At 71.1% G+C, this 12,333-nt stretch carries 12 protein-coding genes; 5 read left to right on the forward strand and 7 right to left on the reverse strand.

Translation table 11 applies throughout. The features are described from left to right. Positions 1-23: 23 nt before the first annotated feature. Both ACQF4J_RS45145 and ACQF4J_RS45150 read right to left on the reverse strand, forming a co-directional pair. Positions 24-698 carry a response regulator transcription factor gene (locus ACQF4J_RS45145; protein WP_427168437.1) on the reverse strand — a complete coding sequence of 225 codons (675 nt, stop codon included), beginning with the start codon at positions 696-698 and terminating at the stop codon, positions 24-26. Next, positions 695-1,915, reverse strand: coding sequence for a sensor histidine kinase (locus tag ACQF4J_RS45150; RefSeq protein WP_351571461.1), 1,221 nt, complete (start codon positions 1,913-1,915; stop codon positions 695-697). Before ACQF4J_RS45150 ends, ACQF4J_RS45145 begins: the two co-directional genes overlap by 4 nt. Positions 1,916-2,095: 180 nt before the next feature. Here ACQF4J_RS45150 and ACQF4J_RS45155 point away from each other — a divergent pair, with 180 nt between their 5' ends. From ACQF4J_RS45155 to ACQF4J_RS45175, 5 genes are all read left to right on the forward strand, one after another. Next, positions 2,096-2,962, forward strand: coding sequence for an ABC transporter ATP-binding protein (locus tag ACQF4J_RS45155; protein ID WP_427168438.1), 867 nt, complete (start codon positions 2,096-2,098; stop codon positions 2,960-2,962). Positions 2,963-2,983: 21 nt separating this feature from the next. Then, positions 2,984-3,724, forward strand: a complete 741-nt coding sequence (locus ACQF4J_RS45160) for an ABC transporter permease subunit (protein WP_351571456.1) — start codon at positions 2,984-2,986, stop codon at positions 3,722-3,724. Between the two features lie 450 nt (positions 3,725-4,174). Further along, positions 4,175-4,537, forward strand: coding sequence for a MarR family winged helix-turn-helix transcriptional regulator (locus ACQF4J_RS45165; protein WP_427168696.1), 363 nt, complete (start codon positions 4,175-4,177; stop codon positions 4,535-4,537). Further along, positions 4,534-5,967, forward strand: coding sequence for an MFS transporter (locus ACQF4J_RS45170; RefSeq protein WP_427168439.1), 1,434 nt, complete (start codon positions 4,534-4,536; stop codon positions 5,965-5,967). The genes ACQF4J_RS45165 and ACQF4J_RS45170 overlap by 4 nt, the downstream gene beginning before the upstream one ends. Positions 5,968-6,000: 33 nt before the next feature. Next, positions 6,001-6,294, forward strand: a complete 294-nt coding sequence (locus ACQF4J_RS45175; protein WP_351803364.1) for a DUF1330 domain-containing protein — start codon at positions 6,001-6,003, stop codon at positions 6,292-6,294. A 383-nt stretch (positions 6,295-6,677) separates the two neighbouring features. Here ACQF4J_RS45175 and ACQF4J_RS45180 read toward each other — a convergent pair whose 3' ends face one another. The 5 genes from ACQF4J_RS45180 to acs form a co-directional block, all read right to left on the reverse strand. Further along, positions 6,678-7,850 (reverse strand): FIST signal transduction protein, encoded by a 1,173-nt coding sequence (locus ACQF4J_RS45180; protein ID WP_427168440.1) that lies wholly within the window; start codon positions 7,848-7,850, stop codon positions 6,678-6,680. Next, a complete protein-coding gene (locus ACQF4J_RS45185) occupies positions 7,847-8,644 on the reverse strand; it encodes a hypothetical protein (protein WP_427168441.1) in 798 nt (265 codons plus the stop codon). The genes ACQF4J_RS45180 and ACQF4J_RS45185 overlap by 4 nt, the downstream gene beginning before the upstream one ends. Positions 8,645-9,161: 517 nt before the next feature. Then, the gene (locus ACQF4J_RS45190; RefSeq protein ID WP_427168442.1) at positions 9,162-9,737 is read right to left on the reverse strand and encodes an adenylate kinase; all 576 of its coding nucleotides are present in this window, start codon (positions 9,735-9,737) and stop codon (positions 9,162-9,164) included. Further along, a complete protein-coding gene (locus tag ACQF4J_RS45195) occupies positions 9,737-10,294 on the reverse strand; it encodes a hypothetical protein (RefSeq protein WP_427168443.1) in 558 nt (185 codons plus the stop codon). The genes ACQF4J_RS45190 and ACQF4J_RS45195 overlap by 1 nt, the downstream gene beginning before the upstream one ends. Beyond that, positions 10,291-12,267, reverse strand: a complete 1,977-nt coding sequence (gene acs / locus ACQF4J_RS45200; RefSeq protein WP_427168444.1) for an acetate--CoA ligase — start codon at positions 12,265-12,267, stop codon at positions 10,291-10,293. The genes ACQF4J_RS45195 and acs overlap by 4 nt, the downstream gene beginning before the upstream one ends. Between the last annotated feature and the right edge of the window lie 66 nt (positions 12,268-12,333).

Raw genomic sequence — 12,333 nt, forward strand, 5'->3', positions numbered from 1 at the left:
CGCGACGGGGGACGTGGCAGACGCTACGTCGATGGGGCCAGGCCGCTGCGGTGGGCGAAGACGACGAGCTGGGCGCGGTCGCGGGCGCCGACTTTGACCATGGCCCGGTTCACATGGGTCTTGACGGTGGCAGGGCTGAGCACGAGCTGCGCGGCGATTTCGTCGTTGGGCAGACCGGTGGCGACGAGTGTGGTGATCTGCCGTTCCCGGCCGGTCAGTGACTCCAGACCACGGCGCGCCGGTTCGTCCAGGGGCTGTGGCGCAGCGGGAGCGGCGAGGAAGCGGGCGATGAGGGATCGGGTCGCGGCAGGAGACAGCAACGCGTCACCCCGGCTGACCGTGCGGAGCGCGTGCAGCAGTTCCTCAGCGTCGGCGCTCTTGCCGAGGAAGCCGCTGGCGCCCGCGCGCAGCGCCTCGAAGACGTACTCGTCGATCTCGAACGTGGTGAGGATCAGTACCTTCACCCCGGCGAGATCCTCGTCTCCGGTGATCAGGCGGGTCGCGGCGAGGCCGTCGAGGACGGGCATGCGAATGTCCATCAGCACCAGATCTGCCCGTGCGGACCTGGCCAGACGGACTGCCTCACGCCCGTCGCCCGCCTCCCCGACCACCTCCAGATCCGGTGCCGGTTGGATCAAGGCCTTGAATCCGGTGCGTACCAGAGGCTGGTCGTCGGCGATGACTACGCGGATGGTCACCTTCGGTTCTCCGGTGCGAGGTCGAGGGGCTGGTACGGCAGGACTGCGATCACCTGGAAGGCGCCGTCCGCGCGGGGGCCGGCGGTGAAGTGCCCGCCCAGGGCCAGGACCCGTTCGCGCATGCCGACAATGCCGTGCCGACCGGCGGGGGCGGCGGCCGGGGCCAGATCGCGCCGGGGGCCTGATCCTCGGCTTCCCAGGTCGTCGACCGTGATGCGCAGGGCGTCGCGTCCGTAGTCGAGGGTCAGGCGTGCCCGCCGTCCGCCGGAATGCTTGTACACGTTGGTCAACGATTCCTGGACGACCCGGTACGCGGTGAGATCGGCCGCGGGTGCGAGAGTCAGCACGGCACCCTCGACGAGACGATCGACCTTCAGGCCCGAGGCACACAACGACGCGAGAAGGTCGTCGAGCCCGTCCAGCCCAGGCGCGGGGATCGCGAGGGGAGCGACGGCTTCTCCTGGCTGCCGCAGCAGAGTGACCGTGTCGCGCAGTTCTCCCAGGGCCTTGCGGCTGGCGGACTTCACATGGGCGAGTGCCTCGCGTGCCGCCGCGGTATCGCTGTCGAGTGCCTGCCCGGCCACATTGGACTGCACGCTGATGAGCGCGAGTTGATGCCCCACGGCATCGTGCAGGTCGCGGGCGATGCGCAGCCGCTCCTCGGCTATTCGGCGCCTGGCGTCCTGTTCGCGTTCGTGTTCGGCACGTTCGGCGCGCTGCTCGACTTCGGCGAGGTAGGCACGGCGGTTGCGGGACGAGTCGCCGGCCGCGAGCGCCAGCCCGCCGAGCGCGATGAAAGCCAGATTCTGAGGTCCCAGCAACGTCGGCTTGTGCACCGCGTGGACGGCGGCGAGCACGGCCACCGCGGCACACCCGAGGAACAGTGCGGACCTGCGTTCGACCAGTTCGGCGACGGTGTAGAGGGCGATCAGCGGAGCCAGCAGGATCAGCACTCCGCCGCCGCCGCTCCAGGCGAGGAACACCTCCGCGGCCGGCGCGCTGACGCCCAGGGCCCACAACGGGCGACGACGGCGCACGGCCAGCGCCCCGCAGCCGAGCACGGCGGCGACGATCGCGGGGGCCGGGTGGCCCTCGCCCGCGGGGCGGCCGCTGTACGCGGTCAGCAGGGTGGCAGTGAACACGGCCAGGGCGATCGTCGCGTCCGCTATGTGCGCGTGTCGGCGGACCACGCGACGCAGGTGGGCGATGGCCTTCATGTCCTCACGATAAGCGGGCTCGCCAGGGCTGCCGTCGGCCCCGCGTAGCAGGCGGGAGTACCGCGGACGCGGTAGACCACCGGGTCGGCACCGTGGTCGCGGTAGCCGCCTTTACCATGCGCGGCCGACGACATGCGGCGGCGAGGACGGAAGCGTGACGAGGGGGCGATCAGGAGCCCCGTGCCGGACGTTCCGGCCAAGTCGAGCAGCTCAATGGAAGGGGAGCATCCCCATGCACCTGACGTTTCCGCCTCCTGCGCACCGGAGGACGATCCTGCAGCGGAGGCCACGATGAGCGGCGGCATCACGGTGGACGGCCTGACCAAGCGCTACGGCCAGGTGACCGCGGTCGACCGGCTGACTTTCGAGGTCGAACCTGGTGTGGTGACCGGTTTCCTCGGTCCGAACGGCGCTGGTAAAACCACCACGCTGCGCATGCTGCTCGGCCTGGTGACGCCCACCGAGGGCCGGGCCTTGATCGACGGGCGCCGATACACCGAGCTGAGCGAGCCGAGGAAGACTGTCGGCGTCGTCTTGGAGGCAACCGGGTTCCACCCGGGCCGACGCGGACGCGACCATCTACGCATCCTCGCCAGGGCCGCGCACATCCCGCACGCGCGAGTCGAGGAGGTGCTGGAGCAGGTCGGCCTGACCGACGCCGCGGACCGGCGGGTGGGCGGCTACTCGCTCGGCATGCGCCAGCGGCTCGGTCTGGCGGCCGCCCTGCTCGGTGACCCGCGGGTGCTCATCCTCGACGAACCTGCCAACGGCCTGGATCCGTCGGGCATGGCTGAACTGCGTGACCTGCTACGGGGCCTGGCCACCGAGAACCGCACCGTTCTGATGTCGAGCCATGTACTCAGTGAGGTCGCGCAGACCGTGGACCGTGTGGTCATCGTTGCCCGCGGCACCCTGCGTTATGCCGGGACGCTCACCGATCTCACCAGCGCGAAGACGGAGACGCTCGAAGGCGCCTTTCTCAGGCTTACCTCGACCCCGGACACCGACCCCGCGACCGGCGCCCAGGCGGCGTCCACCCGCGGCTGAGCACGCGAGGAGCAAGCGAACATGCACACCCTCATCCGCGCCGAACTGCTGAAACTGCGCACCATCCGCAGCCCGTGGCTGCTGCTGGCCGCATGCCCCCTGCTGGTCGTGGCGGGTACCAGCGGGCTGGTGGTCTCCGGCAATAAGCCGCTCGACCCGACCGCGCAGAGTCAGGCAGTCGCGCACGTCGGCCTGGCCTCGATCTTCACCCTGGTGTTCGGGATCCTCGCGGTCGCCGGGGAGTACCGGCACCAGACCATCACGGACACCTACCTGAGCACGCCTGCGCGCGGGCCCGTCATCGGCGCGAAACTCCTGGTCTACGCGGTCTTCGGTGCACTTGCCGGAGTGGTCAGTACTCTCGTCGGTCTCGGCGTGGCGGCCGCCTGGTGGTCGGGCAAGGGCGCGTCCTTCGCCTGGACGGACTCGGCGATGTGGACCACGATCGGCGGCGGGATCGCCTGGAACGCGGCGTTCGCCGCCATCGGCGTCGGACTCGGAGCATTGATCCGCAGCCTCGTCGGCGCCATCGCCGTCGCCCTGGCATGGATCGCCCTGGTGGAAGGCATCGTCGGCCAGCTGATCGGCGATCTCGCCCGCTGGCTGCCCTTCAATGCCGGTCAGGCCCTGGGCGCCGCCGCCCAGCCCATGATGACGCCCGATCTGCTACCACGCTGGGGCGGTGGCGGCGTCCTGGTGGTCTACACGCTCCTGTTCGCCGTTCTGGCGGTCGGCACCACCATGCGGCGCGACGTGTCCTGATCAACGCCGGGCAGCAGAGGAGCTTCTCCAGGATCGGCAGAACGGTGCCGTCCAAGGGGCCTCCTCCCAGACAGGTGGCACCTGTGCAGCAGCGCCTGCCGGTGCGGTCCATGGGCTGACTCGCACTCAGTCAGTTCGGGAGAACAGCCTGCCCGCCCGTAAACATGTGGCGGCCGCTCGCCCCGGACGGGGCTGGGCGGCGCCAGTGATCGCTCGCGAGGAGTGTGACGAGTGACGGGGCGGGGCGGAGACTGGGCCCCGTCGTACTCGTGATCAACGCTGTCGAGGCCGCCCGCGCCAGTCCGCGTCGGTCATTTCCATAAACTATGAATATAAAAATGTTATGCTTCGAGCGTGAGTCGTCAAGACACCGCTTCTGGCGCGTCCGCCGCCATCGGGGCGGCCCTCTACGGCCTGGCCACCAGGGCCGCGAGACGCCTGCCCCGGGACATGAGCCTGACGTCCGCCGCCACCCTGGCCACCCTGGACCGGACCGGCCCGCGGCGCATCACCGATCTGGCCGCGGTCGAGGGCGTCACCCAGCCCGCGATGACCGCCCTGGTCCGGGTGATGGAGGAGTCCGGCCTGGTCGAGCGGCGGGGCGACGCGTCCGACAAGCGGGTCACGCTGGTGTGCCTGACCGAGGCCGGCGCCTCCTATGTCCGGACGCGGCGCAAGGCCGGCGTCCACGCGTTCGAGCGGTTGATCGGCGCGCTCACCGGCGACGAGGTCGAGTCGCTGGTGGCGGCCCTTCCGGCGCTGAAGCACCTGGCAGAGCTCGAAAACCAGGACCGCGAACGGCCGAAGCAGTGACCGGGCAGCCGGTCCGCGGGGTCGCGGTGAAGGCTTTCCCAGTCGCGCGTTCCGAGGCGCGACTGCTGGTCCCCGCCCTGATATTCATCGCTCTGGTCGTGGCGGCGGTCGCCAGCCTCGGGACGCCGCTCATCACCAGCGTGGCGACCTCGTTCCACGTCTCGCTCGGCAGCGCGCAGTGGACGCTGACCGTCGCGCTGCTCAGCGGCGCCGTCGCCACGCCCGTCCTGGGCCGACTCGGAGCCGGCCCGCACCGGCGGGCCACGATCCTCGCCACGCTGGCGGTCGTCGTAGCCGGCAGCGCGCTCACCGTGCTGCCGCTGCCGTTCGCGTGGCTGCTGGCCGGCAGGGCGGCCCAGGGCCTCGGGCTCGGGCTGACGGCGCTGATGATGGGAGTGGCCCGGGACCACCTCCCCGAGGAGCGCAGCGGGGCCGTGATCGCCCTGATCTCGGTGGTCTCGATCATCGGGGCCGGCGTCGGCTACCCGCTGGCCGCACTGCTCGCCGAGCTCGGCGGGGTACGGGCCGCCTACGGCCTCGGCCTGGTCGTCACCGCCGCCGCCCTCCTGACCGCGTGGCGCTCCATGCCCGAAGCCCCCGAAGGCCGCCCCGCCCACGTGGACCTGGCAGGCGCGGTCGTCCTGGCCGCTGCGCTGCTCCTCGTGCTGTTCCTCGCCGGCGAACGGAATCTGTGGAGCCGGCACCTCGCCGTGGCGGCGGGCCTCGCCGTCGTCGCGGTGGTGCTGCTCTGCGTCTGGGCCGTCATCGAGCTGCGCAGCACGACGCCCCTGGTCGATGTGCGGGCGGTGCGGCACCCGGCGGTCGCCGGGGCGAACCTCGCCATGTTCGTCGGCGGGATCGGCATGTACCTCCAGCTCACGCTCATCACCCGGTACGCGCAGACGCCGCACGGCGCCGGCTACGGCTTCGGGCTGACGACCTTCGTCGCCGGGCTGGTCCTCATCCCGTTCTCCGTGCTGGGGTTCGTCGCCGGCAAGCTCACGCCACGGGTCCGGACGCGGAGCGCCGACTCCCTGCTCCTGGCCGGCAGCGCCATCGTGGTCGGCGGCGGGTTCGCCCTGTTCGCGGCGGCCCGGTCGGACCTGGCCGAACTGTTCGCGGCGATGGGCGTGCTCGGCTTCGGCGTCGGCGGCTTCTCGGCCGCGATGCCCGGCGTCATCCTGGCCGTCACCCCCAAGAGCGAGACGTCGAGCGCCATGAGCTTCAACTACGTCGTGCGCAGCGTCGGGTACGCCCTGGGCAGCGCCCTCGGCGGCCTGATCCTGGCCGCGGGCACCGGCCCCGGCCACCTCTTCCCCGACGACAGCGCCTACACCACCGCGGCGCTGGTCGGCATCGGCGCCATGGCGATCACGACGCTGACAAGCCTCGCTCTCGCCCGCCGCCGCTCGTCCGAGACCACCCCGTAAGTCAGATGCACTCATCCCCACACTGGAGGTTCCATGCCCAAGGGCTACTGGGTCAGCGTCTACCGCACCATCTCAGACCCTGAGAAGCTGGCTGCTTACAACAAGCTGGCCGGTCCGGCCGTCAAGGCCGGGGGCGGTCGGACCTTCGTGCGTGGCGGTCGGGTCGTGGCGTATGACGCCGGAATCGCCGAGCGCATCGTCCTGGTCGAGTTCGACAGCTTCGAGCAGGCCGTCGCGGCACGCGAGAGTGCGGCCTACCAGGAGGCGCTGGCCGCCCTCTCCGACGGCGTCGAGCGCGACTTCCGCATCGTCGAAGGCATCGACTGACCGAGGTCCAGTCGGATCTTCACTGAAGACGCATGGGACGCGTCGCTCGCCATCGTTTGACGACAGGCGGCCGACGCGGCCGGGCGGGTCAGAAAGTGGGCTGGGCGGACTTCCCTGCGCGGACAAAGCCTACGATCGCCCGGACCTGCGAAAATGGTTACGCGGTAAGCGCCTTGCAGGGCCGGACGCCGCCCCGCGAGCCGCTCGACCGGCTTCACGCGGCCCTGCTCCACTACTGCGGCGGAAAGCTCGACGACGTCGCCGCCCTTGTCGTGCGCTGCCCGGACACCTGGGCCAGGGAGTGCCGCATCTGCATGCCTTCACTTGGCCTGGAGCGGGGTTCTAGGCCGTGCTCCTGTGGCTCTCCTTGCGTGGTGCCGGACTCAGGCCTCGCCCGGGGGCCCGAACACGACACCGGTGAGGGTCTGGTTCACGTGGCCGAGCCAGCTCTCGCCGTAGGTGTGGAACCCGGCCGACGGGACGCCGCCCAAGGCTGCGACGAAGTCCGCGGAGAGGTTCTTGGCGTCGATCTCCTTGCGGCGCAGGCAGCAGTTGAAGAGCACTGCGCCGCCGGGCCGCCCTCCGAGTTCGGCGCGGGTCCGGCGCAGGGCGGCGGTGGTCTCCGCGATGAGGTCACCCGCCTGCATGACCTCGACCTCCATCCCCGGCATGATCTCGGCGTAGAACCGGAGGCCACCGTCCGGCGTAACCGCCTGAGGGCTGCGGACCCACGGCTGGCCGTCGATGATCAGGCCCACCGGGTACTCCGTCCAGGCGGCGTCGAGCGCGTCGGCGCTCACGCCCAGGGCATCCGCGTACGCCTCCGCGGCCGGCCGCCCGTCGATCTCGAGGACGGTCCGGGACGCAGCGTCCGCACGGGTGATCCGCAGGAGCCTGCCGGTCGGGGTGAAGGAGCATGACTTGACCACCCGGAACGGGACGGCGGTCCGGCACACCATGAGCGCCGCCCCGTGATAGCTCACCTCGTGGCCCACGGCGGTCCAGGTGCCCTGGAAGGCGAAGTCGTCTCCGGCGGAACCGCCGACGAAGTCCAGCAGCGGTGCCGCGTTCCCCAGCATCTCGTTGACCTGCTCCTCGGATCCGTGCAGGCCGTCGATCAGCACGAAACCCAGGTGGTGGGCCGGGTCGAGGTGGCGGAGCTGAACCTGGAGGGCGTCCTCGAGCGACCGGACGGCGACCGCGGTGCCGTCGCCCGCGTCGCCGGCCAACTCGCCGAGAACCGCCACCGCTTGGGTGATCAGACCGTCCGGAAGCGCCACGGCCGAGATGCCGCCGGTCCCGTTGTGCAGGTCGGTGAACTCCCCGGCGGTGGAACAGCCGATGACCACCGCCTCGGGAAAGTGCGCGCTGATGACGGGTGCGACATCGGCGGGGTCGTACACGCTGGAGGCGAAGTACATCACCGCGACCGCCCGACGTCCCGACAGATCGCGGTCGAGTTGTGCCAGCAGCCGGTCGACCGCCTGCGGAGCCGGTCCGGTGACATGGGCGCGTACGACGCCCGCGCCGGGTACGATGGGAGGGAAGAACATCATTTGTCTGCCTTGTTCAGAAGTCGCCGAAGGCGTTGCCGAAGGCCCGCCGTGGCGACGGGCGCGCCGCCCGCCTGCTGCGAGCCGCTGTCGTCCGGATCCGGCGGGTGGATGAGCAGGTCGTGCGGCGAGGACGACAACGAGAAGCCCAGCACCAGCAGGACGCTCAGGACTCTGGAGACCACCGCCGCGTCGGTCTGCTGGTCCGGGCGGGGAGAGCGCAGGTCGACGCCGGTGCGCAGGGCGACCCGGGTGCAGATCGCCGCGAGCCCGCGGTCGTCGTCGGGGAAGTGGCGGGAGCGCAGTACGGCGAGGATTCCATTGAGTGTCTGCTCCCGCGGCCGGTCGCTCGCGGTGCCGACGTCAGCCAAAGTGGAGCCGTCGTCCCGCGGTGTACCGCGACGCGGCTGCCACGGACCGGGATCCGGCTGCGGCTGGGCGTGATCCGTTCCCGGCCGGGCGCCATCCGCGCCCAGCCGGAGGTTCCCGCTGAGCCAGGTGTAGAACGCTATCCAGTCGGAACTGAGCCGGGAGCCCCACTCGCTCTTGTGTATCTGGCGCACCGTGTCGAGCAGGGCCGCACCGAACGACCAGCACCAGCCGTCGAAGAACCCCTGCTGCTGGATTCGCCCGCCGACCTGGCGCAGGGTCGCCTCGACGGTCTCCGGTGCGTCCTGGGCCAGTGCGGCCCACAGCACCGACTGAGCCAGCCTGTTGCACAGCGACCGTCCTGCCCGTGGCGGCAACTCTCGCACCTGGGGCACAAGGACGACCATGCTCTCGTAGAAGCTGTCCATGAACCGCACCTGGTTGCGGGAGAGCAACTGACAGGAGAACTGAACGCTTCGCAGGCTCTCGACCGGAGGTCTGGCGCACGCGTACGCCAGAGGCTCCGTGCCGGTACCCGCGTGACCGAACACCATGGCGACTCTCCTCGGAGCATGGTGAGCACACGTCGTCCGGGCCGAGCAGACGCGGCGCGTGCTCGTGCCCCTTCCACGCCCGACGGCGTGGCGACGCGCTCCACTTCAATGGCCTGTCCGGGTCTCGGCCGAGCGGAGACCGCCCGCCGGTACCCTCACGGATTTCCTCGGCGGAAGCCTGGACCGCCTCGAACGGAGCATGTGACCGCAAGAAACCCGCCGGAGACGATGAGGACGGTGACGCCGCCCCGGCGGCGTGCCCTCCCGCGGCTCATCGCCCCACAATGGACGCCCGATGCCGGCGCGCCCGAGCGCCCGCCCCGCGAATGTCCCCCCACTGTCCGGCCCCGCGTCCCGCGAGGCCGGTTGCGTCCGCTGAAGGACGAGGTGATCACGGTGCACGCCGAGGGTGCCGGGCCGGCTCTCTCGACAGTCCCCTGAGCGCCCGGCCGGCGATGTCGTCGATCGGTCCGGCGGCATGAACGGTCAGCAGGATGTCCGCGTAGTGGTCGAGCAGAGGGGCGGTCTGGCGTTCGTAGACTCGCTGCCGATGGCGGATGACATCCTCGGTGTCATCCGGCCGGCCGCGGTTCAGCAGCCGCTTCACCACGATGTCCTCGGGAGCGGTGAACTCCACCACGGCGTCCAGTCCGGCTCCGGTGGAATCCAGTATCGCGGCGAGTTCCCGCGCCTGTGTCAGGGTGCGCGGGAAGCCGTCCAGAAGGAAGCCGCGCCGGGTGTCGGACTGTTCCAGCCGCTGGCGGACCATGCCGCCGGTGACGTGATCGGGTACGAGTTCGCCGGTGTCGAGATACCGCTTGGCTTCCTGCCCGAGTGTCGTCCGGCGGGTGACGTGGTCGCGGAACAGGTCCCCGGTGGAGATGTGCGGGATGCCGAGTCTGTCGCTGAGTATGGCTGCTTGGGTGCCCTTGCCCGCTCCGGGAGGGCCGATGAGGACGATTCGCATCAGCGCGCGCGTGCCTTCCAGTGGTCGTTCCTGGTCTTCGTTCCTGGTCTTCGCCGTTGTCGGCGTGCTCCGGTCGGGTGGCCCGTGACGGGCGCGGAGGTCCCTCGGCCGGGACCGGTACCGGCCCGGGTGCCCGGTGCGGGCGGCGGGCCGGGGAGGCCGCACAGCGCGTCGGCGTTCACCCTGCGGCAGGCGTCCGCGTCGACCGACGGACCGGTTACGACGGTGTGGACGCCGGTGCCTGGCGTCGGTTCGGCCGTCGGCCACCGGGCGAGCCCGGGCAGCCCTGCCGGGGCGGTGTCTTTCGACCGCTCCCGGACCGCATCCGTGATCACGTCGAAGACCGGTCCGCCGTGCGCGGCCATCCGGCGCCGGCCGGCTCTCCGCACGCAGGCCGGCGGCATCCCCGGGGCCCCGGGCCGAACCTCGCACCGGGCGAGGTGATCTAGGCGCCCGATCCGGTCGACGACCGTGTCGACGGCCCGGTCGGGGCCGCCGGGGGCGCTCGCTCCGGTCAGGCGCACGGCCCGGCCGGGCGACAGGCCGCCGCTGCTCATGCCGGGCTCGCCTTGTCCCGCTGCCCGCCGCTGAGACCGGCGTTGATCAGGTCCATCACGGAGGCGTCGGCGAGCGTCGTGACGTCTCCGACCTCCCGGTCCTCGGCGATGTCGCGCAGCAGTCTGCGCATGATCTTCCCGGAGCGGGTCTTGGGCAGTTCGGGGACCACCATGATCTGGCGGGGCTTGGCGATCGGGCCGATCTCCTGTGCGACATGCTCGCGCAGCGCCGCCGTGAGGTCCGGGTCGGCGCCGGCGCGCAGGATGACGAAGGCGACGATGGCCTGCCCGGTCGTCGCGTCCGACGCGCCCACCACCGCGGCCTCGGCCACCGCGGGGTGTGAGACGAGCGCCGACTCGACCTCCGCGGTGGAGATCCGGTGCCCGGAGACGTTCATGACGTCGTCCACGCGGCCCAGCAGCCAGATGTCGCCGTCCTCGTCGTAGCGCGCGCCGTCCCCGGCGAAGTAGTAGCCCTTCTCGGCGAAACGGGACCAGTACGTCGCCCGGTACCGCTCCTCGTCGCCCCAGATCCCGCGCAGCATGGACGGCCAGGGCTGGTCGAGGACCAGATAGCCGCTCTCGCCGGTGCCGACCTGACGGCCCTGGTCGTCGACCACCTTGGCGGACAGGCCCGGCAGCGGCGCCTGGGCCGAGCCGGGCTTCGCGTCGGTCCCTGCCCCAGCCCTGGGGGGCTCGGAGGTGCCACCGGGCAGCGGTGAGATCATGACGGCGCCGGTCTCGGTCTGCCACCAGGTGTCCACGATCGGCGCCCTGCCGGCCCCGATGTGCGTGCGGTACCAGCGCCATGCCTCGGGGTTGATGGGCTCGCCGACGCTGCCGAGCACGCGGATCGAGGAGAGGTCGTAGCGGTCGGGGATCTGCTCGCCCCACTTCATGAAGGTGCGGATGAGGGTGGGGGCGGTGTAGTAGACCGTGACGCCGTACTTCTCGATGATCTCGAAGTGCCGCCCTTCGTGCGGGGTGTTGGGCGTGCCCTCGTACATGACCGAGGTCGCCCGGTTGGCGAGCGGCCCGTACACGATGTAGGAGTGCCCGGTGATCCAGCCGATGTCGGCGGTGCACCAGTAGACGTCGGTCTCGGGGTCGAGGTCGAAGACGGTGCGGTGGGTGTAGGCGGCCTGGGTGAGGTAGCCGCCGGAGGTGTGCAGGATGCCCTTCGGGCTGCCCGTCGTCCCGGAGGTGTAGAGGATGAACAGGGGGTGCTCGGCGTCGAAGGGTTCGGGGGTGTGCTCGTCGGACTGGACGTCGACCAGGTCGTGCCACCACAGGTCGCGGCCCTCGGTCCACGGCACGTCCGTGCCGGTGCGCCGGACCACCAGGACGTGCTCGATGCTCGGGGTGTCCCTGGTCGCCTCGTCGGTGTTCGCCTTCATGGGCTCGGCCTTGCCCCGGCGGTACTGGCCGTCCGCGGTGATCAGCAGCCTGGCTTGGGCGTCGTCGATGCGTGCCTGCAGGGCGGCCGGGGAGAACCCGCCGAACACGACGCTGTGCGGCAGGCCGAGACGGGCGCAGGCCAGCATGGCGAAGACCGCCTCGGGGATCATCGGCAGCTGGATGGCGACCCGGTCGCCCGGCGTCAGCCCGAGGCAGAGCAGGGCGTTCGCCGTGCGGCAGACCTCGCGCCTCAGCTCCGCGTAGGTGATCGTGCGGGTGTCACCCGGCTCGCCCTCCCAGTGGAAGGCGACTTTGTCGCCGTGCCCTGCCTCGACGTGTCGGTCGACGCAGTTGTACGCCACGTTCAGCTTCCCGCCGGTGAACCAGCGGGCGAAGGGAGCGTCCGTCCAGTCCAGCACCTGGTCCCAGCCGGTGTCCCAGTGGAGCTGCCCGGCCTGCCCGGCCCAGAAGGCGAGGCGGTCGTCCACGGCCCGCTCCGGCGGTCCGGACACGGCGGCGCCCCGGGGCGTGAGCGGGTGCTCTGGAAGGGCGGGGTGGGCAGAGCGCGGAGACATACCAGATCCTCCAGTGGGGTGCGGGTGCTGACGGCACGGGTGCCGGTCCGAGGGCGCGGCCGGCTG

Origin of the sequence: Streptomyces sp. C1-1, assembly GCF_050214755.1 — a bacterium.
GTDB lineage: Bacteria > Actinomycetota > Actinomycetes > Streptomycetales > Streptomycetaceae > Streptomyces.

Coding starts and splice junctions, on each gene's coding strand:
- ACQF4J_RS45150 (WP_351571461.1), bottom strand. CDS start 1,915: ATGAAGGCCATCGCCCACCTGCGTCGCGTGGTCCGCCGACACGCGCAC.
- ACQF4J_RS45160 (WP_351571456.1), top strand. CDS start 2,984: ATGCACACCCTCATCCGCGCCGAACTGCTGAAACTGCGCACCATCCGC.
- ACQF4J_RS45165 (WP_427168696.1), top strand. CDS start 4,175: ATGAGCCTGACGTCCGCCGCCACCCTGGCCACCCTGGACCGGACCGGC.
- ACQF4J_RS45175 (WP_351803364.1), top strand. CDS start 6,001: ATGCCCAAGGGCTACTGGGTCAGCGTCTACCGCACCATCTCAGACCCT.
- ACQF4J_RS45180 (WP_427168440.1), bottom strand. CDS start 7,850: ATGATGTTCTTCCCTCCCATCGTACCCGGCGCGGGCGTCGTACGCGCC.
- ACQF4J_RS45185 (WP_427168441.1), bottom strand. CDS start 8,644: ATGGACAGCTTCTACGAGAGCATGGTCGTCCTTGTGCCCCAGGTGCGA.
- ACQF4J_RS45190 (WP_427168442.1), bottom strand. CDS start 9,737: ATGCGAATCGTCCTCATCGGCCCTCCCGGAGCGGGCAAGGGCACCCAA.
- ACQF4J_RS45195 (WP_427168443.1), bottom strand. CDS start 10,294: ATGAGCAGCGGCGGCCTGTCGCCCGGCCGGGCCGTGCGCCTGACCGGA.
- acs (WP_427168444.1), bottom strand. CDS start 12,267: ATGTCTCCGCGCTCTGCCCACCCCGCCCTTCCAGAGCACCCGCTCACG.